Origin of the sequence: Corynebacterium sp. MSK158 (assembly GCF_030229085.1) — a bacterium.
In the GTDB taxonomy this organism is placed as follows: Bacteria; Actinomycetota; Actinomycetes; order Mycobacteriales; family Mycobacteriaceae; genus Corynebacterium.
The window spans coordinates 86,084-112,104 of sequence record NZ_JASPHJ010000001.1; the positions used below are offsets into that span (position 1 = coordinate 86,084).

Consider the following 26,021-nt stretch of genomic DNA (forward strand, 5'->3'; position numbering starts at 1 on the left):
ACTGCTTTTATACCCGGGTCTTGGACGATAGGAAGTCCCAGACCACGTTCGGCGTATCTGGCTGCCAGAACCAGGTGTGGTCTTGCGGAACCTTTACCAGTTGCACATCCTTGTGGCAGCCGTTAAAGCTCAAGCGTTCTGAACCGCCGGCCTCTGGAGTGGATTGGAAGGTCATATCGCAGCGATTGCGCTTCAGGTAGCCGCCGAGGACCGTGCGCACGGGAAGGTATCCAGCCTCGTGCCGGTCACCGCCCTCATAGGTCATCATCTTGTCGTTAACGCCGTGCATGATGAGGGTATTCATCGGCGCATCGGCACAGTTGACCTCAACTGGATTGTAGAAGGCACCCGAAACCATAGCTACAGCAGCAAAGGTGTCCTGTGCGTGGCAACCAAGCACCGAGGTAAAGCCGCCACCATTAGACATACCCATGGCGTATACGCGGTTTCGATCAACATGGTAGTCCTTGTCTACCGAATCAAGAATACGCTTGATAAAGCGGATATCCTCCCCATCGCGCGTCTTAGCATAAGGCGCCGCCTCCCAAGCTCGCTCAAATCCCTCTGGATAGACGATGATGGCCTCGTTATTGGCCTCAGTGGTCTGCATGCGTGCATAGCTGGAATAGTTCTCCGGGGAATCTCCCCACCCACCAAAGCCGAAGAGAACTGGGGCCGCCTTTTCGGGCGAATAGTGGTTAGGAATGCGCACCAAATACCTGCGGGTCTTACCCTCGTGTTCCATCTCTAGGGACTGCATGGAACCCGGCGCAAACGGCGGGTTCGGATTGATGCTGGTATCAACCATTGCCGGCCGCGGCGCTGGCTCGGGAAGGGATGATCCCTCCGGAACAGGGGCTGCATTGTCATCGCTGCTGCCGTTTTCTGCTGGTGCCGGGGTGGATTCCTTAACACCTTCTGGAACTAGGTGGGACCCATCGGGCTGCGGGGTAACCGGCTTTGCGTTTTCGGGAGCAGGTACTGGAGCCGGGGCCGGTGCAGGAGCGGGGGTTGGCCCTTCTTGTGCATGGGCAGGCGCAGCACACACTAGCGCAGCGCTAGCCAGCGCAGCAGCGAGGATTAGGTAAAGGGAACGATAAAGAAACTTAGTAACATTAGCCACAAGGTTAAAATTAACCACATCATTCACTTGATTCACTGTTTACACGCCCAGTGCACACTCAATTCTGTAAGAAAAGCCCAAGGCACTAAGCTAGATCCCCATGCACGAAGACAGACCAAGCACCGCCCCCGATTTTTTGCTTTCGCGAGCAACGGGGTCTGTCCGTACCCAAGGTGCGCGCCACACTTTTAATGACACCGACGCGGCGATTTCCGCCCTGCGCAGCAAAGATGTTGACATGGTCGTCGGTGCGATCCCGTTCGACTCTGACACGCCCGCCGCGCTAACGGTACCGGAGGCCATCATCCGCGAAGAGGGTCCGCTGGAACCGCACGCCTACTACCGCAATAAGAGTTTGAGCTCCCGCGTGGTTGGCTTCGATCCAGAGCCCGAGGAGCACCTGCGCCGAGTTGAAGCGGCCATCGGCACGATCGAGACCTCCAAACTGGAAAAGGTGGTTTTGGCACGCGCCGTAGATATCGAATTCCCTGGGGCTATTGATCCGCGCCTCGTGGCGGCTCGCCTTATCGACCTTTCCGCCAACCGCGATGGCTTCATTGCCGATCTCTCCCCCGCCGGGCGGCCGGGCGCGATGCTGGTTGGTTCTTCTCCAGAAGTTTTGGTCAAGCGTCAGGGCTCGACCGTTTCTGCTTTCCCCTTGGCCGGATCGTCACCGCGCCGCACCGCAGCGGCTGAGGACCACATCGCAGGTCAAGATCTCTTGCATTCCGCCAAGGATCTCCACGAGCATTCCTTCGTAGTGGAACACCTGCGCCGAGTGCTTAGCCCGCTATGCGAGCAGCTAGACATTCCGGACGCCCCGCATCTCATTAGCACCAATGAGATGTGGCACCTTGGCACGCCAATTTCCGGAACACTCAAGGATAAAGGCTTGACCGCTCTTGAGCTTGCCCTGGCGGCACACCCCACCCCGGCCATCTGTGGCACGCCTGCAGAGGCCGCCCAAGCCCTCATTGAGACGGCAGAAACGGACCGTGGATTCTACGCCGGAGCGGTCGGCTGGTGCGATAGCTCCGGCGACGGCGAGTACATGGTAGCCATTCGCTGCGCAGAAGTGGCCGGCGATGGGCTATCGGCGCGCGCGTGGGCCGGCGGTGGCATTGTGGGCGATTCCGACGCCCAGGCCGAACTGGAAGAAACCACGGCCAAGCTGCGCACCATTTTGAAGGCGCTCAGCCTCTAGGCTGCACGCTTGGCGACGAGCACGACGTCGCTGCGGTGATGCGCACCGGCGCCTTCCGTCAGGTGACGCTCGCGGCGTGTCAGCTCGACGGTCTCTAGCTCGCGCAGGTTTTCCGCTAGCCATTCCGGCATCGCTATCTCAGCCGATTCCATGTCGTGATGGACAAAGAGCAGAGTTCCACCAGGAGCTACCAAACGCTCTAGCTTTTCTACGTCTTCTTGCGTTGCGCGTACCCCGCCATAGTGGACGCTGACCAAGTCAAAGGGCTCATGGCTAAAGTCACTAAACGTGGCGACCTGCGCCGCGACGCCGTGGACTTTAGTGCGTGCGACGGCAGTCGGGGCGAAATCAATTCCCAACACATCCCAGCCGTGGTTCTTTAGCCAGAGCGCATCCGCGCCTTCTCCACACCCGATATCAAGGGCAGTGCCAGGGGTCAGCTTCGCAGCATAATCGACAAGGGTCTCGTTGGGATTGCCCGACCACACCTGCTCAGACCCCTGATAGCGTTCCTCCATTTCCTCGGAGGTGGGTACGCAGGCGCGGTGTTTTTGGTCGCTCGGGTTATGCACGGTGGATGGTATTGCGCAGGTTACCGAGGCCTGGGATCTCGATTTCGATGGTGTCACCTGGGACCATAGGAGCGGTGCCAGCCGGGGAGCCTGTGGTGATGACATCGCCAGGCAGCAAGGTGTAGGCAGCGGAGATCTCCTCCAAAATGCCGCCCATCTTCACAATCATCTGGTCCGTATTGGAATCCTGCTTTTGCTCACGAGAACCCTCGTGCGTCAGATAGGCATTAATCTTCTGATCGTCTAGATTCAAGCTGTCCAGATCGGTTTCGATCCACGGGCCGAGCGGGCAGAAGGTGTCAATACCCTTGGCCCGAGCCCATTGACCGTCTTTGAACTGCAGGTCGCGGGAGGAAACGTCGTTACAGATGGTGTATCCCAACACGTGATCTTTCCAGTTCTCGGCCTTGATATTCTTCGACGGCTTGGAAATGACCACGGCGAGCTCGCCCTCAAATTCGACATTGGTGGCGTAGTCCGGGATCTTGATCGCGGCGTCCGGGCCAATCACCGCGGTAGATGGCTTGATGAAGATGGTGGGAGGAAGGCTATCTGCAGACTTTTTGAAAACCTCGGCAACGTGGTCCGCATAGTTGCGTCCAAGCGCTACCACCTTGGTGGGAAGGGTCGGTGCCAAGAGGCGAACCTCGTTAAGTTTCCACTCGCGGCCGGTCGGCTCCGGTGGAGTAAAGGGCGTGCCGGCAATTTCCTTTGCTACTAGCTCTTCCATTGGGGCATCTTTTGGCCCATCGATAATGGCGAAACAGATTCCTTCTGGGTGTGCAATTCGTCCTAAACGCATAGCGGTAATCCTACTCAATAGCCACCTTCACATGTGTGCAAAGGATACGGTGTTAATTAGTTAATTTGAGTAAATTCCCATTGTCCTTTAATCACCGTTGCTAACCCCAGTGCGGACTACGCCAGGACGCGGGGGTTGGGGACGTCGGCAAGCGCCCAGCGCAAAAAGCCCGCTTCTATTCGACGAGCAGCTTGGCGATTCGGTCACCGACTTCGACGGTGTTTATTGGTTCGGCACCGCGGTCCGCCACATCCTGTGCCACCGCATCCTCAATACGCCGCGCATTGGACTCATCGCCCAGGTGACGAAGAAGCATGGCGGCGGACAAGATTGCCGCCGTTGGGTCTGCTATCCCCTTACCTGCAATATCTGGCGCAGAACCATGCACCGGCTCGAACATGGAAGGATTCGCGCCTGAGGCATCGATGTTTCCGGATGCAGCAAGGCCAATACCGCCAGTTACCGCGCCCGCCAAATCGGTGAGAATGTCTCCAAAAAGGTTATCGGTGACAATGACGTCATAGCGCGCCGGATCGGTCACCATATAAATGGTTGCAGCATCAATATGCTGGTAATCCACCCGAACCTCTGGAAACTCGGCGGCGACTTCATCAACGGTGCGCTGCCACAACCCACCAGCATTGACCAAGACATTTGTCTTATGCACCAAGGTCAGATGCTTACTGCGCTGCGCTGCCCGCGCAAACGCATCGCGCACCACACGCTCCACACCGAAACGAGTATTTTGCGATACCTCGCTGGCCACCTCGTGCTCAGTTCCCTCTCGCAAGGTACCGCCGTTTCCGCAGTACAGCCCCTCGGTACCTTCGCGCACCACAACGAAATCGATATCACCCGGTTCAGCGAGCGGCGAGGAAGCGGTGGGATAGAGCTTGGACGGGCGCAGGTTCACGTGATGATCCAGCGCAAACCGCATCTTAAGCAACAGCCCTCGCTCCAGCACGCCTGGTGGCACCTCACCTGGGGCGCCGATCGCCCCCAACAGGATCGCATCGTGTTCGCGCAGACTCTTCAAGTCAGCGTCCGTGAGAAGCTCCCCATTGCGCAGATAACGGCGCGCGCCGAGATCATAATCAGTGGTCTCGATATCGGAGCGAACGGCTCGCAGCACCTTGAGCGCCTCGGCCGTCACTTCTGGCCCAATTCCGTCGCCGCCAATCACCGCAAGTTTCATTATGTAGGATTCCTTTCTCACAGAGTGGATATGGACTTACCCTACCAAAAGAAACCCGCGCGGCGCAGGAAATTACCTAACACCACGCGGGTTGAGACTCTGTTGCAGTCCGCAGCCTTATGCTTCCATGTCCAGCTGTTCGCATTCAGCTCCCAAGGCCGCATTAATGTCGGCGATGAGATGCTCTGTCACCTCGGCCTCCACGCGCAGAATCAGCACAGCATCAGATTCCTGTTTACCGTGCGTAAGAGCGGCTGCCACGATGTTGATTCCCGCAGCACCCAACTTGGTTCCTACCGTCCCCAATGCACCTGGGGCGTCCGCGTAGCGGAAGAAAAGGTTGCGGCCGGTAGCACGCATATCTACGCCGCGGCCGTTGATGCGAATAAACTTTTCGGTTCCATCGATGCCGATAAGTGCGCCGGTGAGCGAGGAGCTCTCGCCATCGGCACCGATAACCTTTACCTGCAGGGAGGAGCGGTGCCCCTTGGACTCCGTATTAGTAGTTACTTCCACCTCTACCCCGCGACTATTTGCAATCTGCATTGCATTGACAAAGGTCACCGGCTCCGAAGTAACGCCGCTAAACAGGCCTCGGACAGCAGAAAGTCCTAGCACTTCTACGTCTTCGGTAGACAACTCGCCACAGGCCTCCACTTCAACGGCAACGGGGGCCTGACCCAAAAGGCGGCCAGCAGTAAGTCCTAGCTTGCGGGCGAGGTCCAACCAACCAGCAACCTCTTCTCCCACTGTCCCGCCAGAGACGTTGACAGCATCCGGCACAAACTCTCCTTCGAGAGCCTTCAAGACCGACTCCGCTACATCTGTTCCCGCACGGTCCTGGGCCTCTACAGTGGATGCGCCTAGGTGCGGGGACACGGTGACTTGCGGCAGCTTAAAGAGCGGAGAATCAGTGCACGGTTCCGTGGAATAAACGTCAAAGCCCGCACCTCGATGATGTCCCGACTCGATAGACTCAGCCAGGGCCGCCTCGTCTACCAAACCGCCTCGCGCTGCGTTAATGAGAATCTGTCCTCGCTTCGCCTTGGCCAAAAGTTCTCTATCAAACATTCCTGCAGTCTCGGGAGTCTTTGGCAGGTGAATGGTCACGAAATCGGAACGCGACATCAGTTCTTCCAGCTCAACCAATTCCACGCCCAGCGCCGCCGCGCGAGCCGGGTTGGCATAGGGATCGTGCGCGACAATGGTCGTCTCAAAGGACTTCAGACGCTGGGCAAAGAGCTGGCCAATGTGTCCGAAGCCGACAATGCCGATGGTCTTTCCGTAGACCTCTACGCCCTTGAAAGAAGAGCGCTTCCACTCCCCTTCGCGCAGGGACTGGTCGGCCGCTGGTATCTGGCGCGCCGTCGCTAAGAGCAGGGCAATTGCCTGTTCACACGCAGAGTGAATATTCGATGTTGGCGCATTGACCACCATGACGCCCTTGTCTGTGGCCGTCGGAATATCGACATTGTCCAGTCCCACCCCGGCACGGCCCACAATCTTGAGCTTTGTGGCCGCTTCCAATACCTCTGCATCAACGGTTGTGGCAGAGCGCACCAGCAAAGCCTCTGCTTCCGGGACCGCGGCGAGGAGCTCCGCACGGTTCGGTCCATCTACCCAACGAACCTCAACGGAATCCCCCAAGGCCGCAACTGTAGATTGAGCTAATTTATCGGCAATGAGAACTACCGGCTTCGACATATCTTCCTTCGCTTAAGTGAAATGCGGTGCACGCGGGATGTCCGCGTGTCAAGGAAGTGTAGTTCAGTCGGGGTTGCCCTGCTTGATTTTTGCCTTAAATTCTTTCACTCGACCGAATTCCGGCCCCAGGGCCACTAAGGCGCCATCCTCTAGGCCGGCAACAGCGGCCATACTGTGTTTATCCTGCAGCGGATCGGCAGTCGGCATCACCAAAACCCTTCCACCGTAGGCCGCCGCCGTAATGACGTTTGCGATGGGGCTATCTTTAGTTGCAACGATATTCGGCGCCATTTGGCCGTCCCTGCGGGACTGCGCTGGTATGGGGTTCTTCTTTTTCTCATCAGTGCGCGCCTCGCCTTCATACGGCACCCACGCAGGGCGCAGCTCCACTTGGGGAGTCTTATCCAAACGCGCGATATCCTTCACCATCTGTTCTGGGGAAGCAACCACCTTGGAGCCGTACTGGAATGCCGTGAACTCCCCCAATGCTTTATGCGTTCCCGGATCCTTGATCACGTTGAAGTCCCCAGATGTTTCCGTCCACGGCACGTCTCCAATTACCACCAAGCGACTTACCCCTAGGTCCGTGAGCAGCTTATGGATTTCCAAACGCCTATCATCGTCATACTGCACCGCCGGCAAATGCTGGTTTACCGCCAAGGTCGCTGCTCGAAGGGTTGATTTATCATCCCCTGCGAAAAGGACCAGGGAATCCGAGTCTTCAAAAAATAGGCGGCTGGCTTCAATCCCAATGGTGTCATTGACAATGACAAACCTTTGATCAAATTTCGGATCAATGAGCCGATTTTGGTTTTCCGCCTTGGCCTTGTTGAGGTCAATTTCAGACTCGTCCAAATCGGACAAACCACGTTTGACCAGCTTGGATTCTGTGACCGGAGTGCCACAGGCTGATAGCGCTAGTGCAGCAACCAGCACTGTGGCTGCCAAGCGCACAAATTTAGCGATCAAAAGCTTGCGGACCTTCCTCTCCACCACAAAGGTTTGTTTCATCCACATCACGAATAACGGGTTTACCTAAAGCATATTCCACGATGCCCAAGAACCTATGGCGGCGATCCGCAAGGAATTCACGCGGCTGTGATGCGCGCAGATAATCCAGATTCATTTCGTGAGATGCTAGCACCTCATCAAATTGCGCATCTTCCATGATGGACTTGGACTGAACGCGGGGTAGGTAGCGGTTAGGAGCGAAACCGTCGAGCACCACCTCGGTACGCTTGCCCATCGGGGTGTAGTTCATGACTGACTCTGCCAAAACGGGATCAACTCCGTGGCGCTTGCACCAGTTCAGAGGAAACACGGGGAAGAATCCTGGCTTCAGCTCTTCAAACGTATGGCGATTGAAGGCCTTTCCGGTGCGCCAGTCCTTCGCGCCGCGCGCCATGAGAAGGGCGTAAAGGCCATGCCAGACACCGTCTTTGTCATCTACGGAAAGCAGACGAGATTCACGGAAGGTGGCATCGGTGACAGTTTTCGGAGCCTCATCCGTAGCACCGGCTACCCATTCGGTGACCTCATCGACGTCGCGAGCAGCGCGCAGCTGCACCGCAGAAGAACCGTAGAGCTCGCCAAAGACACCACACCAGAACCACTGGTTGATGCGGTCCCACGACTGCTGGGTAGACAGCGCTCCCCCGCGCTTAGCCAACCGGGCGATGATGACTGCCAGGGGAACGATCTGCTCATTAAACGGAACTTGGTCCAAGCTAAGGATGCAACGCTGCGCGAGGAACTCGGAGACTTCGCGGAAAGTAATGCGCAGATCGTTGGCCGCCGACTTGTACTCCGCCAAAGACAACTTCAAAATATCCTCGCGCTGGCCACCGGCACAGCCCTTTTCGCCGGAGACCAGAAGCGATACTGCGGAAAGAAACTCGGTGCGCCCAATTCCGTCCAAGGCTGGGGACTTACGCAGGTCCCTTTCCACTTCTTGCCAATCAGTGGCCAAGTGGAAGCTGGGGTCCTCAGAGGCGAAAACGGCAGTAAGAAGATCGAATACATCCATCTGCAGGCCGGCCGAGTTCGCTTGGGCAAAAATCGAGCCGATGCCGGCTCGCTCCGTCTCGCGGGAAAGTCGAATCATTGGCAGGTCATAGCCAGACAAAGGTCGAATGATGCGATTATTAAAAGCCGCCAGTTCTGCGCTGTATTCCTGCTTGGTTGCTGCAAGTTCAAATAGCCTGCTTACGCCATCTTCGCTCAACAAAGAAGCCACGGGAATGCACATATTCTCTAGTGCATCTTCGCGCGATAGGATGTCGCCCTCAATTGCCGGTGCGAAGTGCGAACGAATCTTACCGTCTTGATTGACCGCGAAGATGGCGTCATCCGGCATGAGATCACCGCGCACGGCCGCACGAATATCGATAAAAAAGCGGCGGTGAATCTTCTTCTTGCGGAAGTCAGTGGTGTCTACGAAGCCTTCGCCGTTGAAGCAGTGATACAGGGTGGTCAGGCGTTGTTGCCCGTCCAACAGGAGCAAGCCGGGGTCGACGCCAGTGTCGGGTGCGCCGGCAAGGGCACGGGGACGGAAGCGCATCTTTTCGTTTCGAGTATCGAGAGCCATGAGCGCGCCGATGGGATAGCCGCGCAACACGGAAACAATGAGGGAACGAATACGATCTTCATCCCAGGCATAACTGCGCTGGAAGTCAGGTAATTGGATATCCCCGCGATCAATTCGTGCAAAAAGGTCTTTGAGATCATAGCTTGGCGTCGTAAAACCCATGGCCCTCATCCTACTCCCCGCACTGGAGTTTTACCTGACACAAATAAGGCAAAACCCACGGTAAACATGCCTGTTCACCGTGGGTGTGCGCTACAGACGCCGCCTTTTATTCCTAGGCAGTAGCATCCAGCGGGTTCTTGACCCAGCTCATCAAATCGCGCAGCTTGGTGCCGGTCTTTTCAATTTCGTGCTGCGCAAATTCCTCACGCAGATTCTCCAGCTCCTTGTTGCCGCCTTCAATATTGGCAAGCAGGCGCTTGGTGAAGGTGCCATCCTGGATATCGGACAAGATATCCTTCATGCGCTGCTTTGCATCGGCATCGATTACGCGAGGGCCAGAAATGTAGCCGCCAAACTCGGCGGTATCAGATACCGAGTAGTTCATGTTGGCGATGCCGCCCTCAAACATCAGGTCCACGATGAGCTTCATCTCGTGCAGCACCTCAAAGTAGGCCATTTCTGGCTCGTAGCCAGCCTCAGTCAGGACCTCGAAGCCGGTGCGAATCAGGAACTCTACGCCACCACACAGGACAGCCTGCTCACCAAAGAGGTCAGTAACCGTCTCTGCTTCGAAGGTCGTCGGGATAACGCCGGCACGCGCACCACCGATGGCTGCGGCATAAGACAGAGTCAGATCGTGGCCTTCGCCCTTAGGATCCTGTTCGGTCGCAATCAGACACGGAACACCCTTGCCATCAACGAACTGACGGCGAACCAGATGGCCAGGCCCCTTTGGTGCAACCATGCCAACGGTGACATTGGCTTGCGGTTCAATCAGCTTAAAGTGAATATTCAAGCCGTGCCCAAACAGCAGCGCATTGCCGTCTTCCAAGTTGGGGGCAATTTCATCTTCAAAGATCTGCTTCTGAGAGGTATCTGGTGCCAACAGCATGATTACATCCGCCCACTTGGCAGCCTCTGCAACGGTCTTGACCGCAAAGCCTGCCTCCTCAGCCTTTTCGGCCGACTTGGAGCCTTCACGCAGACCAATAACAACCTCCACGCCGGAATCGCGCAGGTTCTGCGAGTGCGCGTGCCCCTGGGAGCCGTATCCGATAACGGCTACCTTACGACCCTGAATGATAGACAGATCCGCATCATCGTCGTAAAAGGTTTCAATAGCCATGTTGTAGTCCTCAATTCTGTAGTGATTGTAAGTTCAATGAATCAACGTCCCACCTAGCACTGTACCACTGCATGAGACGCTATGCCCATATGATGGGATTTAATTTCGCGGGGGTGCCATCGCCTTGGGACCACGCCCCAAGGCCACGTCACCAGACTGCACCAGCTCGAGCACACCGAATGGCTCCAGGACATCGAGAAGCGCCGCCAGCTTTCCAGGGGTGCCGGTAGCCTCCACGACCACCGATTCTTGTGCCACGTCTACCACGCGGGCACGGAAGATATTAACGGCATCGACCACCTGCGGCCGGTTGGCATTATTCGCAGCCACCTTGACCAGCATCAGGGCTCGCGCCACGGTCGAGTCCGTTTCGAGCTCCACCACCTTGATGACCGGCACAATCTTGTTGAGCTGCTTGGTCACCTGTTCCATAATCCTTTCGGAAGCATCGACCACGATGGTCAGCCGGTTAATCCCTGGATTTTCCGTTTGGGCAGAAACCAGCGAAATGATGCTGTATCCACGTCGGGAAAACATGCCCGTCACGCGCGACAAAATTCCCTCTACGTCTTCTACCAGGACCGACAGGGTATGCCGGGAAACGTCACTGGGGGCCATGCCTATACCTCCTGGATAGTCTCGTCGATATCGGCAGGAGTTTCTGCTGCCGATTCATTTTCATCAAACAGCGGGCGCAAGCCGCGGGCATACTGAATCTCCTCGTTAGACGCCCCACCACCAATCATGGGCCAGACTTGAGCGTCCTCACCAACGATGAAGTCAATGACCACCGGGCGGTCAGTGATTGCGCGGGCCCGTTCAATGGCCGGCACCACTTCTTCCTCACAGGTGACGCGGATAGCCTCGCACCCTAGCGCCTCTGCTAGTCGTACGAAGTCTGGGGTATAGACATCCCGTTCTCGCAGCTTGGTATTGGAGTAGTTCTCATTAAAAAACAGTGTCTGCCACTGACGGACCATGCCGAGGTTGCCGTTATTAATGACGGCAACCTTAAACGGAAAGCCCTCCAATGCCGCGGTGGTGAGCTCCTGGTTGGTCATTTGGAAGCAACCGTCACCGTCAATCGCCCACACCTCCTTATCCGGGCATGCTGCCTTGGCACCGAGGGCCGCCGGCACGGCATAGCCCATAGTTCCGGCACCGCCGGAGTTGATCCAGGAGCGTGGGTGTTCAAAGTCAATGAACTGTGCCGACCACATCTGGTGCTGCCCCACACCGGCACAGTAGATAGCCTCAGGACCTACGGTTTCACTCAGCTTTTCCAACACAAATTGGGGATTGAGCTGCCCATCCGGAGTGGGATCATAGCCACGGGGGAACCGTTTCTTGAGCCTATCGAGGTAATCTCGCCATGGGCCTACCTGCGGAGAATTCACCGCGGAGTTTTTGCGGTACTCCTTTAAGAGACCTGCCAACACGTTGCGGGCATCACCCACGATTGGCACGGCAACGTCGCGGATTTTCCCAATTTCAGCCGGGTCAATATCAGCATGAATTACCTGGGCCCCAGGGGCAAAAGTGGAGGTATCACCGGTTACTCGATCATCAAATCGCGCGCCGATAGTAATCAACAGGTCAGCTCGCTGCATGGCCGCAACTGCAGGGACGGTGCCATGCATGCCCGGCATCCCCATGTGCAGCGGATGAGATTCCGGAAAGGCACCTAAGGCCATGAGCGTAGTCACGACGGGGATTCCGGAAAATTCCGCAAACTCGCGCAGCTCCTTGGCCGCCTCAGCCTTGATGACACCGCCACCGGCATAGATGACCGGCTTTTCTGCCTGTGCAATGAGCTCAACCGCTTGCACGATCTGGCGATGATGCGGCTTGGTCGTCGGTTTATATCCAGGCAGATCAAACGTAGCCGGGAAGGAATATTCCAATTCACCGTTTTGCACGTCCTTTGGGATATCCACCAAGACCGGCCCCGGACGGCCCGTAGAAGCCAGATGGAATGCGGCTGCAATGGCAGCTGGAATCTGGCTGGGTTCTGTCACGATGTAGTTGTGCTTGGTAATCGGCATCGTCACGCCGCGGATATCGGCCTCTTGGAAGACATCGGTTCCCAAGAGGTTGCTGCCCACCTGGCCGGTGATGGCGACGATGGGAACGGAGTCCAGGTTTGCGTCGGCAAGCGCTGTCACTAAGTTGGTCGCACCCGGCCCGGAGGTGGCAATGCATACGCCTACCTTGCCGGAAGCTTGGGCATAGCCTTCGGCAGCGTGGCCGGCACCCTGTTCATGGCGGGTGAGCACGTGCCGCAGCTTGGTCGAGGTGTGCAAAGCATCGTAAAGAGGAAGCACGGCACCGCCTGGAATGCCGAAGACGAGATCGGTTCCCAAGTCTTCGAGAGTGCGGACAATGGCGTGGGCACCACTCATCCGCTCCGGAGCGTGGGCGCGTGAGGCCGCAGCCACCGAAGCGGGCGTGGGCGAAGTTGTCGTAACCACGGTTAATGTGCTCCTTGAATTGGTCTTTTACAGTCCTGATCATCATCGATACCGGCCCCAGATATGAACAAAGCCCCCGCGGGCTTGTCTGTCTGCGGGGGCGAAATGCGTCGACGTCATCGGTCGTCGCGGTCACCACCGCGTTGGTACTACCTGAAGTCGAATAATGATCATGGGCATGACTATACACTGATAGGTATTGCGCACGTGCCGATTACCCCCTTTTGGGATCACATTCCCATGTGATGGGACACGCCTGAAAAATAGGTTCGCCCTTGCCCGCCTAAGTGAATTAGGCTTGCACACTATGACTCCACCACCTAAGGACAACAAACCTCGTCAGTCCACCACCCAGGCAGAGGTTTTCAAGCCATCCCGCGACCATATCCTGGGCATCCTCATCCTGTCCGCCATTGCCCTGCTGAGCATCGGATGGGCCCCCAAATACCTCGCATGGCTGTTCATTATCCCCATCCTCGGATTGTGGTGGGTCATAAAATCCCGCACCAGAGTCTCCGAATCTGGAATCGCTATCTCTTACGCATTCCGGAAAAATATCCAGATCGCATGGGACGATTTTGCCGGAATCGGCTTCCAACGCGCCCGCGCCTTCGCCCGCACCAAGACCGGCGCGGAGCACAGCCTGCCCGGCATTACTTTCAACTCGCTCCCACGACTTTCGGAGGCCTCGCGCGGCCGCATCCCCGACGCCCTTACCCAGGGCCGTGAAGCGGCAGATGACAAGGTGGTCATTGTCCACCGCGACGGCCAACAAGTCCTCCTCAGCAAAGAAGAGTATGCGGACTACCTCGAGCGCCACCCCGAGCTCAAGCCTTCGGCCGAAAACTAAATACGCCGCCTACACTCTCCCCCACATCCCTTGAAGGAATGGTGACTGAAAACCATGTTCCCGCTGCGCTCAAAAGTAACTACCGTCGGCCGCCAAGCCTCTGGCGCCCGCGCCCTCTGGCGGGCCACCGGCACCAAGGAGAATGACTTTGGCAAACCGATTATCGCCATCGCCAACTCCTACACTCAATTCGTCCCCGGCCACGTACACCTTAAAAACGTTGGCGATATCGTCGCCGACGCCGTGCGCGAGGCCGGAGGCGTACCCAAGGAATTCAATACCATCGCCGTCGATGATGGCATCGCCATGGGACACAGCGGCATGCTCTACTCGCTGCCTTCGCGCGAAATCATCTCCGATTCCATCGAGTACATGGCCAATGCCCACACTGCCGACGCCCTGGTATGCATCTCTAATTGCGATAAAATCACCCCGGGCATGCTCAATGCGGCGCTGCGCCTGAACATTCCCACTATCTTCGTCTCGGGTGGACCGATGGAGGCCGGCAAAGCCGTCGTGGTTGATGGCGTCGCCCACGCCCCTACCGACCTCATCACCGCCATTACCGCCTCCGCTAATGACGCAGTATCTGATGAAGGCTTGACCCAAGTAGAGGAATCCGCCTGCCCCACCTGCGGCTCCTGTTCCGGCATGTTTACCGCCAATTCCATGAACTGCCTGACCGAGGCACTCGGCTTGGCACTGCCTGGCAACGGCACCACCCTGGCCACCCACACGGCCCGCCGCAGCTTATTTGAAAAGGCCGGCTCCACCATCGTCGATATGTGCCGCCGCTATTACGGTGAGGAGGACGAATCCGTTCTCCCCCGCAATATCGCCACCAAGGAAGCCTTCACCAACGCCATGGCGCTAGACATGGCCATGGGCGGATCCACCAACACCATCCTGCACACGCTCGCAGCCGCGCAGGAGGGCGAGGTGGATTTCACCCTCGATGACATTAATGACATCTCCTACCGCGTGCCCTGCCTGTCCAAGGTCGCACCCAATGGCACCTACCACATTGAGGATGTCCACCGCGCCGGCGGTATCCCCGCTATCTTGGGAGAGCTTCGCCGCGCCGGGCACCTGAACTTGAAGGTGCATACGGCGCTATATGACAACGCCGAGCAGTGGCTCGATGACTGGGATATCCGCAACCCGCACGCCACCGATGAGGCCCGCGAACTGTACTACGCCGCACCGGGCGGTGTGCGCACTACCGAACCATTTTCCCAATCCAACCGCTGGGACGAGCTCGATACTGACGCCGCTAATGGCTGCATTCACGACGCCGATCATGCCTTTTCTTCCGACGGCGGCCTGGTTGTCCTGCGCGGAAACCTGGCTCCAGACGGTGCCATTGTGAAGGCAGCAGGCGTCGAAGAAGAGCTGTGGACCTTCTCCGGACCTGCCCGAGTGGTGGAATCCCAGGAGGAGGCCGTATCGATAATCCTGAATAAGGAAGTCCAACCCGGCGACGTGATGGTCATTCGCTATGAAGGCCCGTCCGGCGGTCCTGGCATGCAGGAAATGCTCCACCCCACCTCCTTCCTCAAGGGCGCCGGTCTGGGCAAGGCATGCGCCTTGATTACCGACGGCCGCTTTTCCGGCGGCACCTCCGGCCTTTCCATCGGCCACATCTCCCCCGAGGCGGCCCACCAGGGCCTTATCGGGCTCATCGAAAATGGCGACACCATCACCATCGACATCCACGAGCGCCAACTCACCCTGGATGTGGACGAGGACGTGCTGGAGCGCCGCAGAGCCGCCCAGGAACAGCGCGAGCAACCGTGGACTCCAGTGAACCGCAACCGCCCCATCACCAAGGCGCTGCGTGCGTATGCAGCCATGGCCACCTCTGCCGATCGCGGCGCGGTGCGTGTGGTCGATGGCCATGTAAATTAGCCAGTATTAACTGCTAAATCCCTGTGAGCCTCGGTGGGGTGCACGCCCGTTTACCTGCAGATCGCATAAAGTGTACTGCGATGAAACTCGCGCGCACCCCACTTTTTCGTTATGTCTTAGCTCTGCTGGGCCTCATTTTTGGCGCCTGGAAGGTTGTTCAAGACACTCGCATCACGGACTTTCCCATTGACATGGTGGTCTACCGCGAGGGCGTCAAGGCCTTCCTTGAGCATCGCTCTGTCTATAGCGAGCCCATGCTGGCCGGGGATATTGAACTTCCCTTTATTTATCCACCCTTTGGCGCGCTCGTCATGGTTCCACTCACGGCCTTTGACGGCATTGACCACGATATGGCGGGCGACCTTATGGTCGTCCTGTCCGATCTACTCTTGCTCGTCTGCCTCTACTTCGTCTTCAAGGCGGTGCTGAAGAAGCCGGATTTCCTCTTGCCAATTACCGCCATTGCCTGGGCCATTGCCTTGCGCTTTGAGCCGGTTGACCTCAACAATGGTTTTGCGCAGATCAATATCGTGGTGATGACACTGGTTATCCTCGACCTGGTTCCACGCAAGCGCTTCTTGCCCCAAGGTATCTTGATTGGCCTAGCCGCCGCTATCAAAATTACCCCGCTGGCGATGCTGCTCTACTTCCTCGTGCGCAAGGAATGGAAGCAGATTGCCACGGCTTTCCTCTCCGCAGTCGCTGCCACTCTCCTCGCCGCAGCCTTCCGCTGGGACGCATTCGTGGAGTTCTTCAGCTCTAAATTGCTCGATATGGGCTCTGGCGGCGACTTCGGCGTCGCAACCGACTACCAGTCCAATAGTTCCATCAAGGGAGCCATTCAGCGCATGTATTCTTCTACGGAAGCCATGGACGCCAATGGACTGACTATCAACCTTGCGTGGCTCGCAGCTTCCCTTGTGGTTATTGCCTTTGCTGCGTGGCTTATCAAGCGACTGTGCGAAGAGCATCTGCTTGTCGACGCCCAATTGGTCACCGCCCTCACCCTCCTCCTTATCTCCCCTGTTTCCTGGTCGCACCACTGGGTCTGGCTCACGCTCATCATCCCAGTCTTTGTCTACCGCGCTTGGACCTGGCTGCCGTCTGGATGGGCTGCGGGCAGCCTCCTGACCGTCCTTATCGCTTGGGCAGCCATGCTGCTGACCGTCCCTCCTAAATGGTGGTGGGGCGATCAAGTCGATGTCCACGCCATGGAGCGCTACCAAAAGTTCTGGGTGGATGACTTTGTCTGGCTCACCGTGCTTACCGTCGCGCTGTACGCGGCCGCGTTCTACGCTGCCCAGCGCAACCGCCGCACAGGCACCGCTACTCCTGCCCCGCTAGCGTCTTAAGCGCTGCAAGGTGCGAATCGAATGCGGCCTTACCTTTCGCCGTGAGCATCACCCATACCGTGTCCTTGCCACGCGAGGATCCATACTCACGAAAGCGACTGATATACCCCTCTTTTTCCAGTGCGCTTAGCTGCTTAGACAGCGTGGCATCGGACTGATTCACCTTGTCTCGAATCGCGGCAAAGCGCATCTCTTTGTTGATGGCGCCTTCCACAGCCCCAGCCGCGTTGAGCACCGCACAAATCTTAAATCGGTTGAGCGGATGAATGACCGGATCTATCTCATTCATTAGTACTCTTCTGTGCCCTTTCCCCCGCTGGGCGCGTAGCGGGATCCATAGCTCCGGATTCCAAAAGCCAAAAAGTCACTATTCCCCACAGGGTAAAAGCCATTGCTGCCGCGACCATGTGTCCCTCGAGGAAAGGACGGAAGAAAATCGGGGATAAACAGACAAAGAAGCCGCCATAAAATTTTTTATCCGTTTCCGGCCCCTTAAATGGGTCCTGACGATAACTGGGGCGGACGTTCCCCTGGTGCATCCCCACCCAGAACAGCAGTCCGAGCATGGATACCATAAAGGCGAGAAAGACCCAGGTCGGGATAATCCCCGCCCATTGGGACATCACGAAGTAAGCTCCGGCTATCACAATGGAGAAGAGTGCATGAAAAGCTGTTTTTGTGGTGCTTTTGGGCTTACTATTGACTTCCTCGTTGAAGGCTAATGCCTTGCGTACATTTTCATCCATGGCCATGCTTCCCTTTATCCCCTTCACTGCCCAGTTTGTTTTCCACTTTAGAAAGTATCATACTTTCCACCCCGGAAAGCAAGGGGAAAAGAAAATCCGCCGCTATTGCGACGGACAACCTATTAGCGCCTAATTCAGCGGATTAACCCCCGCGCCGAAGAACCAGAGGGCGGCGAGGATGGCGATGCCGATGAGAACAAAGGCCCAGGAAGTACCCAGTGGGCGGCGCGCCCAGGAGCGTTTGAAGTCTAGGGAGATAAAGCCTGGGCCGGTAAACTGCAGGCCCACTGCGATGACAAAGAGGACCAAAGAAAGCCATACGGATTCCGGCCAGCTAAAGACGTCCAAGCCGGCATCGGTCTGCGCTAGCTCGTGGACGGCAGTAAAACCGGTCACTACCAGGCCAATCATGGCCGCCAGCGGCGTAATGAGGCCGAGCAGCAAGAACACACCAGCGATAAGCTGCATGGTCGGCACCGCGATGGACAGTGCGGTATCCCATGCATAGTTAGCAAAATCGCCTTCCAGGCCGGACAATCCCTCACTATCGCCAAGGGTAAAGAAAGCCTTTGCACCGGCGACGATGAGGTAAGCGCTCAGCGCCAAGCGGATGAAAAACAGGCCGAAATCGATGGTGCCGCGGCGACCATAGCGCTGATAGCCTTCCTTTTCTTCTTGTTCCGCCTGTAGGCGCGCCTCGCGCTCCTCTGCGGTTTCGGTGCTGAGGGTGCTCTCTACGGGGGCGTCGGCAGTAGCAAGTGCCGTTTCTTGCTCTGGGGTAGCCGGCGTGGTGGACTCCGGTTGTGCGAAGGCTACGGTCTCCTCGCCTGCACCGCTGTCCTGACGTGCGGCTTCATTTGCACTGGAATAGGACAGTACCTCGGTTTCAGGGTGGTCCTGCTGCGCCTGGGAAGGCTTGATCTCCTGCGGCTCGGCGCGGCCGGCGCGCTCGAAAAGGCCGGGCTTCGACTTTTTCTGGCCGGAGACAGAATCCTTACTAGCGGGCTTCGCGTTGTAGGTAGGCACGTCCATATCCTCATCAAACGGGCTGGCTTTATCCGGTTGCTGCTTATCGCTCATAGCTCCAACTTAGGGCACGTGCCTGCACTTTTGTGGTACCCACCACGGCGCGCCGCACGAGCTTGCGCGCTATATGGCCACCAAGTCGCTCGCAGCTTCGATGACCGAACGCGTAAGTTCACCCAATACCTCCGATTCCAAGCGCCACCGCTGCCAGTAAAGATCGATATCGAGCGGGGAGTCGTCGAGAAGCACCAGCTCTTTTGCCGCCAATAGGGGCAGCGCTTGGGCTTGGGGCAGCAAACCCCACCCCAGGCCAACGCGAACGGCCTCGAGGTAGCCCTCGGACGAAGGGATCTGTGACACCCGGGCACGCACCACGGACGAATCAATGAAGCGCTCCCGCATCGCATCGTCCAAAACCTGGTCGTTAGGACCATACCCCACCAGCGGCATGGTTTCCCAGGTCAAGCGGCCACTATGAAAGCTCTCTGCAATATGCGGCGCCGCGACTGGGAAGTAACGCATCGTACCCAAAAAGCTAGACTCACACCCTGAGACCGGTGTGGCTTCCCTCGTTACCGCGCCAAGCACATCTCCACGCCGCAGCATGGCTAAGGTGCGCGCCTCATCCTCAATCCGAATGCGCAGGGCAACATCGCCCCGCCGCGCGGTATCGCTAAGGACCCTACGAAACCATGTCGCTAGGGAATCCGAGTTCACTGCAACAGAAAGCGGGACCCGGGCCAGGCGGTGGCCCAGGCGCGCGTCCGTTTCGGCCTGCACCAACGCCATACGGCGTGCGGATTGCACCAGGATCTCCCCCGCTTCTGTCGCGGTTACCGGAGTGGCACGGCGAAGGAGCACTCGACCGGTGCTCGATTCTAGGGCCTTGATGCGTTGGCTTACCGCAGACGGCGATATACCGAGTACGGCAGCGGCAACATCGAAGCTGCCTTCGTCCACGATGGCAAGCAAAGTTTCTAAGTGCACCGGGTTCATGAAGCTATTCTAAACCAACTGTAGATTCATTAACTGGACTAATTCAGGCCAGGAATTCACACTGGAAGGCATGTCCATCGTGCTTGCTGGTTTCTTCCTGGGATTATCGCTCATCGTGGCCGTCGGCCCGCAAAATGCCATGCTGCTCAAATACGGCATCCGCCGCGACCACATCGGCCTCATCATTGTCGTCTGCGCGCTTTCCGACGTCATCCTGATCACCTCCGGCACGGCCGGCGTGGGCTACTTGGTAGAAAAATTCCCCAACGCCCTGCAGGTTTTGAAATATGTCGGCGCCGCTTACCTGGCGTACTTCACCTTTACCTGCTTCCGCGATGCGCTCAAGACCAAAGGCGAGGCCATCGAGGTGGAATCCACGCAGCCGAAGGCACCGCAGGAAGTCGCTTCCTTCGATGGCTCTCGGGCGCGCAGCACGACCAAGAATGCAACTCGCGTCGAGATCAAGCGCTCCCCTTCATGGGTTAAGCCGCTATTGACCGCCCTGGCCTTAACATGGCTCAACCCAGGCGCCTACGTAGACGTAGTGGTCATGCTCGGCAGCATTGCTAATCAATATGGCGAATCGGGGCGCTGGCTTTTCGCCGTGGGTGCAATCTGCGCCAGCTTCACCTGGTTCCCCTTCATCGGCTTTGGCGCGGCGCGCTTCTCCCACGTGCTGTCCCGACCCACAGTGTGGCGCTGGATCAACTTCGGCATCGGCGTCATCATGATTGGCCTAACGCTCAAGTTGCTCCTGCTCTAGGGAACGAGCACCACCGCGCCTAGTCGCCGCGAACGCGCGAGGCGGTGGCGCCTGCCCAGCGGTTGATGCCGGCGTCATGGGCGGCGTCGTCAATCGCAGCCAGCTCCTCCGCACTGAAGTCAAGCTTGTCCAGCGCGCCCAGGTTGTGCTCGAGCTGCTCCACAGAAGAAGCACCCAACAGCGCCGAGGTAAGCGTGCGATCCCCCTGGTCACGCAGCACCCACGAGATGGCCATCTGAGCCAGAGACTGACCGCGCTCGCCTGCAATATCGTTGAGCGAACGGATCATGGAAAGGTTTTCCTCATTGAGCCAGTCCTTTTCCAGGGTCTTATTCTTCGCCGCTCGCGAATCTGCAGGGATGCCGTCGATATAGCGGTCCGTCAGCATGCCCTGTGCCAACGGCCCGAAGCCGATAACGCCCAGGCCGCTGCGCGCCGTAACGTCAAGCAGCGACTCACCGTCTTCGCCCGGGCGCTCAATCCAGCGGTTCAAAATGGAATAGCTCGGCTGATGGATCAGCAACGGGCAGCCTTCATCTTCCATAAACTCCACGGCCTCTGCGGTGAGCTCCGGACCATAAGAGGAAATGCCCACATACAGGGCTTTGCCGGAAGCTACGATATCGCGCAGAGCGTATAGGGTCTCCTCCAGCGGAGTATCCGGGTCCGGGCGATGGTGGTAGAAGATGTCCACGTAATCCAAGCCCATGCGCTTCAGGGAAGCGTCCAAGGAGCTCACCAAGTACTTGCGAGAGCCGCCGAAACCGTAGGGCGAATCATTCATTACCCAACCCGCCTTGGAAGAAATGATCATTTCATCGCGGAAGGGGCGAAAATCGCGGGCAAAGATGCGGCCGAAGTTGTCCTCCGCGGCGCCTGGTTCAGGGCCATAGTTATTGGCCAAATCGAAATGAGTAATCCCCCGGTCATACGCCGCGCGCAGGATTTCGCGCTGCGTGGCCAGGGGACGGTCGTCGCCGAAGTTCTGCCATAGGCCAAGGGAAATGGCCGGCAGCTTCAGCCCAGAGTTGCCTACTCGGCGGTACTCCATCGAATCATAACGGTCAGATGGGGGTGCATAGATACTCATGGCACCCATTGTCCGCTTAACTCTTGGAATTGTCAGCCTTTGGCAGCTCCTCATCTTCTTCAGGGTCGCCGGATGCGCCGGTCTCTTCGACCCACTTTTCAATTTCTTCCGGGGTGCGGTCAGTTTCTACCGCATCACGCTCGGTGTAGTAGGAGTAATCGTGGCGATTTTCCTCGTACTTTTCCTTGTCAAAGTCCACGTCGTCGTCACCATCGAGCTCTTCGGTGACTTCCTCCACCAGCTCATCGTAGAGGGCCTCATTGTCCATATTGGAGTCCTCGATGTGCTGGCCAATTTCATCGTCATAGCGCTCAGCATCATATGCCTTGTCCGGGTGCAGCTTCAGGTGCATGAGGGCACGTACACGCTCACGGCGCACAGCCTCATCCTGGATCTGAGACTGGCTGCGGAACCAAGCAAAGACCAGGATGGCCACCATCAGAATGCCCATGTAGCCGATGACGGGGTAGATGTAGTTCATCAGGGTCTTGAAGCCGGCGAAGGACACGGCGAAACCAGCCAAGCAGCCAATAACGAAGATAACCGGGAAACGCTTCTCATGACCGGCAGACAGGCGCTTGCCCAACGCGTAGAACATACCGATAGCGGTATTGAAGATCATCAAGTAAATGATGACCGCCATGATGGAGCCGAGCGTCGGGTTAACGCTATCTACCAGAGACAGCATCGGAATATCGGAGCCTTGTGCCTTGTCCGAGTTCATCAGCAAGGAGAATCCGGCAAGGCCCATCATGATGGAGTAGATGACGCCGCCTACAACGCCGCCCCAGCCAGCCTCGCGTGGGCTGATATTGTCGCCGCCGATAACCAGGGACATGGACACAGCGAGCATCAGCGCCAGGCCGTTGTAGTTCAGTGCGGAGATGAGCCAGTTGCCAATCGGGGTGTCGATCTGGCTGGAGGCGTCCATTGCGGCACCGATGTCATCCGGCATATTGAGGCCGGTGTAGATGGCTACGCCAATGACCGCAATGATGATGGTCGGTGTTACAGCACCGATGACCTTGGATACCTTATCCACGTCGAGCATGCCCACGATAAGCACCATTACCAGCATGAGCGTGGAGCCGATCCAAGTCTTCCAACCAAACTGCTGCTCCATATTGGAACCCGCGCCGGCCAACATCACAAAGCCAATAGCAAAAAGGGTGATGATGACCGCGACGTCCAGCAACTTGGACACGATCGGGTGAGTGACATTGCGGAATACGGTGTTGTGTTCAGAAGCGTGGAAGTAGCTGCCCAGCTGCAAGAACACGGTACCGGCAAGGGTCATGACGAGTGCGGCGATAATGATGCCAGGAATACCCCAGGAACCAAAGGCGGTGAAGTACTGCACCACCTCTTGGCCTGTGGCAAAGCCGGCGCCGACCAGCAAGCCCACGAAGGACATAGCGATGGCGATAATGTTTTTAGAAGACACAGTTGCCTAACTTTTGTAGCGAATATCTCTCGCATACTAGTGCGCGCGGCCCCTTGTCCCCCACTCCCCCAGCACGTGGGCAACACAACACCGATATGCGTTCCTTAAGGAATGGTACGTAAGTGACCCGTTAAACACCTACTGACACATACCGATGTTGTGATAAATCACATTTGGGGATGCATCGAAATCAACCTAACGCCTTAGTCGTCGAAGGTCGCGGTATCAATCACGAAGCGGAACTTTACATCGCCTTCCACCACGCGCTCATAGGCGTCATCAACATCGTTAACGCCGATCTTTTCAATAACGGCGCCGATGCCGTGCTCCGCGCAGAAGTCCAGCATCTCCTGGGTCTCTGCAATGCCGCCGATGTTATTGCCCGTAAGCACCTTGCCGCCGCCGACGAGGCTGCTCATATGGATTCCCAGCTCCTCCGGCGGAAGTCCGACTACGGACATAATGCCGCGCGGCTTCAGCAGCTGCAGATAGTCATTGAGGGAGTACTGGGCAGAAATGGTGGACAAGATGACGTCGAATTCGCCACGGTGGTTGGCAAAGAAGTCTTCGTCCTCACCGGTGGCCAGAATGTGCTTCGCACCCAGCTCATAGGCTTCCTTTTCCTTGCGCAGGGAGCGGGAAATCACGGTTACTTCCGCACCCTTAGCCGCCGCGATCTGCACACCCATGTGGCCCAAGCCGCCCAAGCCTACTACGGCAACCTTGTCGCCTTCCTTGACCTGCCAGCGGGCCAGCGGCGAATAGGTGGTGATTCCGGCGCACAGCAGCGGGGCTGCGACATCAAAGTCAATGCCTTCTGGAATAGTGCACACAAAGTTTTCGTTGACGACTACCTTCTGGGCATAGCCGCCTTGGGTAATGGTGCCGTCTACGTCTTCGGAGTTATAGGTGCCCACATTGCCATTCAGGCAGTTCTGCTCCTGGCCGTTGCGGCACTGTTCGCACTCGCCACAGGAGTTCACCAGGCAGCCCACACCAACACGGTCGCCCACCTTGAACTTGGTGACCTTATCACCCACAGCTTCCACAACGCCGGCGATCTCATGGCCCACCGTCAGCGGGAAGTGGGCTTGGCCCCACTCGTTGCGGATCGTGTGAATATCGGAGTGGCAGATGCCCGCAGCCTTAATATCAATGACCACGTCGTCTTCGCGCGGATCGCGGCGTTCAATTTCTACGACCTTGAATGGTGCTTCAGGGCTTTCCTTTTGCAATACTTTGCTCTTAATTGTCATGCCCACGACCCTACGCGTAACCCCACTGACCTCGCCTAACGAAAATTATCACCAACTTCAACGGGGAAGGAAAACCAAAAAGGCCAGCCACGCCCCTCTCGTTGAGGAGGGATAGACGCGGCTGGCTATTTGGGGGTCTTAGTTCAGCTTCTCTGCGATGAGCTTATTGACCTGGCCCGGATCGGCCTTGCCCTGGGTGGCCTTCATGACCGCACCCACGATGGCACCGGTGACCTTCTTATTGCCGGCACGGTACTTTTCCACAATGTCCGGGTTGGCGGCCAGCGCGTCATCTACGGCCTTCTCGATGGCGCCGTCATCGCGCACGACCTCCAAGCCGCGCTTTTCGACGACCTCGTCGACGTCACCCTCGCCCGCCAACACACCGTCAACGGCCTTGCGCGCGAGCTTGGTGGTCAGCTTGCCCTCGTTAACGAGTGCGATAACGCGCGCCACGTGCTGCGGGGTAATAGACAAACCAGCAAGATCGGTATCCTGCTCGTTGGCCTTGCCGGCCAGGTAGGAAACCCACCAGGAGCGTGCCTCGTCCGGCTTCGCACCGGCTTCGACGGTATCCACGATAAGGTCGAGGGCACCGGCGTTGACCAAGTCGCGCATCTCCTCATCCTTGATGCCCCACTCTTCCTGGATGCGCGCACGGCGAACCCATGGCAGCTCCGGAAGGGTCTGGCGCAGCTCTTCTACCCACTCGCGCGGAGCGATGACCGGGGGTAGGTCCGGATCATTGAAGTAACGGTAGTCTTCCGCGGTTTCCTTCGGACGCCCCTTGGAGGTGGTGCCATCGGCCTCTTGATAGTGGCGGGTCTCCTGATCAATGGTGCCGCCATCTTCGAGCACCTGCGCCTGGCGCTGCATCTCGAAGCGAACCGCCTGCTCCACGGAACGCAGAGAGTTAATGTTCTTGGTCTCGGTACGGGTACCAAACTCTTCCTGGCCCACCGGGCGCAGGGACAGGTTGGAGTCCACACGCATGGAGCCTTGATCCATGCGGGCGTCGGAAACGCCCAAGGCTGCAACGAGCTCGCGCAGGGCGGAAACGTAGGCCTTTGCCACCTCCGGCGCGCGCTCACCGGCGCCAATGATCGGCTTGGTAACGATCTCAATGAGAGGAATGCCCGCACGGTTGCAATCCACCAGGGATGCCGTGGCGCCGTGAATACGGCCGTCTGCACCACCGAGGTGGGTTAGCTTGCCGGTGTCTTCCTCCATGTGTGCACGCTCGATTTCCACGCGCCACTCGGTGCCGTCTTCCAGCACAACGTCCAGGTAGCCGTCATAGGCAATCGGCTCATCGTACTGGGAAATCTGGTAGTTCTTCGGCTGGTCCGGGTAAAAGTAATTCTTGCGGGCAAAGCGAGAGGACTCCGCAATGGAGCAATTAAGCGCTAGGCCAATCTTGATGGCGCCCTCCACGCCCTTAGAGTTAACTACCGGCAGCGCACCGGGCAGGCCCAGGGAGACCGGGTCAACGTTGGAATTAGGCGCTGCGTTGAAGTTCGTAGGAGAGGTAGAAAACATCTTAGTTTCCGTATCCAGCTCTACGTGGACTTCCATGCCCATTACCGGTTCGAACTTTTCTAGGACCTCATCGAAGTCCATCAGGTCATACATCGCAGCAGTCAT

23 protein-coding genes are annotated in these 26,021 nt (G+C 57.5%); 5 read left to right on the forward strand and 18 right to left on the reverse strand.

Annotated features, from left to right (window positions below; genetic code table 11):
- Nucleotides 1–7: 7 nt before the first annotated feature.
- Complete coding sequence (locus tag QP915_RS00390) at nucleotides 8–1,123, reverse strand: CE1 family esterase (RefSeq protein WP_284767411.1); 1,116 nt, start codon at nucleotides 1,121–1,123, stop codon at nucleotides 8–10.
- 100 nt (nucleotides 1,124–1,223) lie between these two features.
- Here QP915_RS00390 and QP915_RS00395 point away from each other — a divergent pair, with 100 nt between their 5' ends.
- Nucleotides 1,224–2,327, forward strand: coding sequence for an isochorismate synthase (locus QP915_RS00395; protein ID WP_284767413.1), 1,104 nt, complete (start codon nucleotides 1,224–1,226; stop codon nucleotides 2,325–2,327).
- Here the strand turns inward: QP915_RS00395 and QP915_RS00400 are convergent.
- The 9 genes from QP915_RS00400 to QP915_RS00440 form a co-directional block, all read right to left on the reverse strand.
- Nucleotides 2,324–2,845, reverse strand: a complete 522-nt coding sequence (locus QP915_RS00400; protein ID WP_284767749.1) for a class I SAM-dependent methyltransferase — start codon at nucleotides 2,843–2,845, stop codon at nucleotides 2,324–2,326. The two genes, QP915_RS00395 and QP915_RS00400, sit on opposite strands and share 4 nt — an antisense overlap.
- A 46-nt stretch (nucleotides 2,846–2,891) precedes the next feature.
- Nucleotides 2,892–3,701, reverse strand: coding sequence for a fumarylacetoacetate hydrolase family protein (locus QP915_RS00405; RefSeq protein ID WP_284767414.1), 810 nt, complete (start codon nucleotides 3,699–3,701; stop codon nucleotides 2,892–2,894).
- Between the two features lie 175 nt (nucleotides 3,702–3,876).
- Nucleotides 3,877–4,896, reverse strand: a complete 1,020-nt coding sequence (locus QP915_RS00410) for a 3-isopropylmalate dehydrogenase (protein WP_284766232.1) — start codon at nucleotides 4,894–4,896, stop codon at nucleotides 3,877–3,879.
- 117 nt (nucleotides 4,897–5,013) lie between these two features.
- Nucleotides 5,014–6,600, reverse strand: coding sequence for a phosphoglycerate dehydrogenase (gene serA / locus QP915_RS00415; protein ID WP_284767415.1), 1,587 nt, complete (start codon nucleotides 6,598–6,600; stop codon nucleotides 5,014–5,016).
- A gap of 63 nt (nucleotides 6,601–6,663) precedes the next feature.
- Entirely contained in the window at nucleotides 6,664–7,554 is an 891-nt protein-coding gene (locus tag QP915_RS00420; RefSeq protein WP_284767750.1) for a hypothetical protein, read from the reverse strand.
- A gap of 4 nt (nucleotides 7,555–7,558) precedes the next feature.
- Entirely contained in the window at nucleotides 7,559–9,349 is a 1,791-nt protein-coding gene (locus QP915_RS00425) for a GmrSD restriction endonuclease domain-containing protein (protein WP_284767416.1), read from the reverse strand.
- A gap of 112 nt (nucleotides 9,350–9,461) precedes the next feature.
- Nucleotides 9,462–10,475: a ketol-acid reductoisomerase gene (gene ilvC, locus QP915_RS00430; RefSeq protein WP_284767417.1), complete on the reverse strand. Its 1,014-nt coding sequence runs from the start codon at nucleotides 10,473–10,475 to the stop codon at nucleotides 9,462–9,464.
- Between the two features lie 99 nt (nucleotides 10,476–10,574).
- The gene (gene ilvN, locus QP915_RS00435; RefSeq protein ID WP_284766237.1) at nucleotides 10,575–11,093 is read right to left on the reverse strand and encodes an acetolactate synthase small subunit; all 519 of its coding nucleotides are present in this window, start codon (nucleotides 11,091–11,093) and stop codon (nucleotides 10,575–10,577) included.
- A gap of 2 nt (nucleotides 11,094–11,095) precedes the next feature.
- On the reverse strand, nucleotides 11,096–12,946 hold the full coding sequence (locus QP915_RS00440; RefSeq protein WP_284767419.1) for an acetolactate synthase large subunit: 1,851 nt from the start codon (nucleotides 12,944–12,946) through the stop codon (nucleotides 11,096–11,098).
- 307 nt (nucleotides 12,947–13,253) lie between these two features.
- Between QP915_RS00440 and QP915_RS00445 the strand changes: the two genes are divergently transcribed.
- From QP915_RS00445 to QP915_RS00455, 3 genes are all read left to right on the forward strand, one after another.
- Entirely contained in the window at nucleotides 13,254–13,796 is a 543-nt protein-coding gene (locus QP915_RS00445) for a PH domain-containing protein (protein WP_284767421.1), read from the forward strand.
- Nucleotides 13,797–13,850: 54 nt separating this feature from the next.
- Nucleotides 13,851–15,704 (forward strand): dihydroxy-acid dehydratase, encoded by a 1,854-nt coding sequence (gene ilvD, locus QP915_RS00450; RefSeq protein ID WP_284767423.1) that lies wholly within the window; start codon nucleotides 13,851–13,853, stop codon nucleotides 15,702–15,704.
- 80 nt (nucleotides 15,705–15,784) lie between these two features.
- Nucleotides 15,785–17,056: a glycosyltransferase family 87 protein gene (locus QP915_RS00455; RefSeq protein ID WP_284767424.1), complete on the forward strand. Its 1,272-nt coding sequence runs from the start codon at nucleotides 15,785–15,787 to the stop codon at nucleotides 17,054–17,056.
- On the opposite strand, the gene QP915_RS00460 is transcribed toward QP915_RS00455, so the two are convergent.
- The 4 genes from QP915_RS00460 to QP915_RS00475 all read right to left on the reverse strand — a co-directional run bounded on the left by QP915_RS00460 (nucleotide 17,031) and on the right by QP915_RS00475 (nucleotide 19,824).
- A complete protein-coding gene (locus QP915_RS00460; protein ID WP_284767426.1) occupies nucleotides 17,031–17,345 on the reverse strand; it encodes a transcriptional regulator in 315 nt (104 codons plus the stop codon). The genes QP915_RS00455 and QP915_RS00460 overlap by 26 nt on opposite strands.
- The gene (locus tag QP915_RS00465) at nucleotides 17,338–17,808 is read right to left on the reverse strand and encodes a hypothetical protein (RefSeq protein ID WP_284767427.1); all 471 of its coding nucleotides are present in this window, start codon (nucleotides 17,806–17,808) and stop codon (nucleotides 17,338–17,340) included. The genes QP915_RS00460 and QP915_RS00465 overlap by 8 nt, the downstream gene beginning before the upstream one ends.
- 123 nt (nucleotides 17,809–17,931) lie before the next feature.
- Nucleotides 17,932–18,882 carry a DoxX family protein gene (locus QP915_RS00470; RefSeq protein WP_284767429.1) on the reverse strand — a complete coding sequence of 317 codons (951 nt, stop codon included), beginning with the start codon at nucleotides 18,880–18,882 and terminating at the stop codon, nucleotides 17,932–17,934.
- Between the two features lie 69 nt (nucleotides 18,883–18,951).
- Complete coding sequence (locus tag QP915_RS00475; RefSeq protein WP_284767431.1) at nucleotides 18,952–19,824, reverse strand: LysR family transcriptional regulator ArgP; 873 nt, start codon at nucleotides 19,822–19,824, stop codon at nucleotides 18,952–18,954.
- Nucleotides 19,825–19,894: 70 nt separating this feature from the next.
- On the opposite strand from QP915_RS00475, the gene QP915_RS00480 reads away from it, so the two are divergent.
- Nucleotides 19,895–20,587 (forward strand): LysE/ArgO family amino acid transporter, encoded by a 693-nt coding sequence (locus QP915_RS00480; RefSeq protein ID WP_284767433.1) that lies wholly within the window; start codon nucleotides 19,895–19,897, stop codon nucleotides 20,585–20,587.
- Nucleotides 20,588–20,606: 19 nt separating this feature from the next.
- Here QP915_RS00480 and QP915_RS00485 read toward each other — a convergent pair whose 3' ends face one another.
- From QP915_RS00485 to gatB, 4 genes are all read right to left on the reverse strand, one after another.
- Complete coding sequence (locus QP915_RS00485; RefSeq protein WP_284766246.1) at nucleotides 20,607–21,677, reverse strand: aldo/keto reductase; 1,071 nt, start codon at nucleotides 21,675–21,677, stop codon at nucleotides 20,607–20,609.
- Between the two features lie 16 nt (nucleotides 21,678–21,693).
- Nucleotides 21,694–23,121 (reverse strand): YkvI family membrane protein, encoded by a 1,428-nt coding sequence (locus QP915_RS00490; protein WP_284767435.1) that lies wholly within the window; start codon nucleotides 23,119–23,121, stop codon nucleotides 21,694–21,696.
- 203 nt (nucleotides 23,122–23,324) lie between these two features.
- Entirely contained in the window at nucleotides 23,325–24,377 is a 1,053-nt protein-coding gene (locus QP915_RS00495) for an NAD(P)-dependent alcohol dehydrogenase (RefSeq protein WP_284767436.1), read from the reverse strand.
- 138 nt (nucleotides 24,378–24,515) lie between these two features.
- Nucleotides 24,516–26,021 (reverse strand): Asp-tRNA(Asn)/Glu-tRNA(Gln) amidotransferase subunit GatB, encoded by a 1,506-nt coding sequence (gene gatB / locus QP915_RS00500; RefSeq protein ID WP_198492920.1) that lies wholly within the window; start codon nucleotides 26,019–26,021, stop codon nucleotides 24,516–24,518.

What these genes read in the sequence shown, in the direction of transcription:
- QP915_RS00395 (WP_284767413.1), top strand. Translation starts at nt 1,224, where the DNA reads ATGCACGAAGACAGACCAAGCACCGCCCCCGATTTTTTGCTTTCGCGA.
- QP915_RS00400 (WP_284767749.1), bottom strand. Translation starts at nt 2,845, where the DNA reads ATGGAGGAACGCTATCAGGGGTCTGAGCAGGTGTGGTCGGGCAATCCC.
- QP915_RS00405 (WP_284767414.1), bottom strand. Translation starts at nt 3,701, where the DNA reads ATGCGTTTAGGACGAATTGCACACCCAGAAGGAATCTGTTTCGCCATT.
- QP915_RS00410 (WP_284766232.1), bottom strand. Translation starts at nt 4,896, where the DNA reads ATGAAACTTGCGGTGATTGGCGGCGACGGAATTGGGCCAGAAGTGACG.
- serA (WP_284767415.1), bottom strand. Translation starts at nt 6,600, where the DNA reads ATGTCGAAGCCGGTAGTTCTCATTGCCGATAAATTAGCTCAATCTACA.
- QP915_RS00425 (WP_284767416.1), bottom strand. Translation starts at nt 9,349, where the DNA reads ATGGGTTTTACGACGCCAAGCTATGATCTCAAAGACCTTTTTGCACGA.
- ilvC (WP_284767417.1), bottom strand. Translation starts at nt 10,475, where the DNA reads ATGGCTATTGAAACCTTTTACGACGATGATGCGGATCTGTCTATCATT.
- ilvN (WP_284766237.1), bottom strand. Translation starts at nt 11,093, where the DNA reads ATGGCCCCCAGTGACGTTTCCCGGCATACCCTGTCGGTCCTGGTAGAA.
- QP915_RS00445 (WP_284767421.1), top strand. Translation starts at nt 13,254, where the DNA reads ATGACTCCACCACCTAAGGACAACAAACCTCGTCAGTCCACCACCCAG.
- ilvD (WP_284767423.1), top strand. Translation starts at nt 13,851, where the DNA reads ATGTTCCCGCTGCGCTCAAAAGTAACTACCGTCGGCCGCCAAGCCTCT.
- QP915_RS00455 (WP_284767424.1), top strand. Translation starts at nt 15,785, where the DNA reads ATGAAACTCGCGCGCACCCCACTTTTTCGTTATGTCTTAGCTCTGCTG.
- QP915_RS00460 (WP_284767426.1), bottom strand. Translation starts at nt 17,345, where the DNA reads ATGAATGAGATAGATCCGGTCATTCATCCGCTCAACCGATTTAAGATT.
- QP915_RS00465 (WP_284767427.1), bottom strand. Translation starts at nt 17,808, where the DNA reads ATGGCCATGGATGAAAATGTACGCAAGGCATTAGCCTTCAACGAGGAA.
- QP915_RS00470 (WP_284767429.1), bottom strand. Translation starts at nt 18,882, where the DNA reads ATGAGCGATAAGCAGCAACCGGATAAAGCCAGCCCGTTTGATGAGGAT.
- QP915_RS00475 (WP_284767431.1), bottom strand. Translation starts at nt 19,824, where the DNA reads ATGAACCCGGTGCACTTAGAAACTTTGCTTGCCATCGTGGACGAAGGC.
- QP915_RS00480 (WP_284767433.1), top strand. Translation starts at nt 19,895, where the DNA reads ATGTCCATCGTGCTTGCTGGTTTCTTCCTGGGATTATCGCTCATCGTG.
- QP915_RS00485 (WP_284766246.1), bottom strand. Translation starts at nt 21,677, where the DNA reads ATGAGTATCTATGCACCCCCATCTGACCGTTATGATTCGATGGAGTAC.
- QP915_RS00495 (WP_284767436.1), bottom strand. Translation starts at nt 24,377, where the DNA reads ATGACAATTAAGAGCAAAGTATTGCAAAAGGAAAGCCCTGAAGCACCA.
- gatB (WP_198492920.1), bottom strand. Translation starts at nt 26,021, where the DNA reads ATGACTGCTGCGATGTATGACCTGATGGACTTCGATGAGGTCCTAGAA.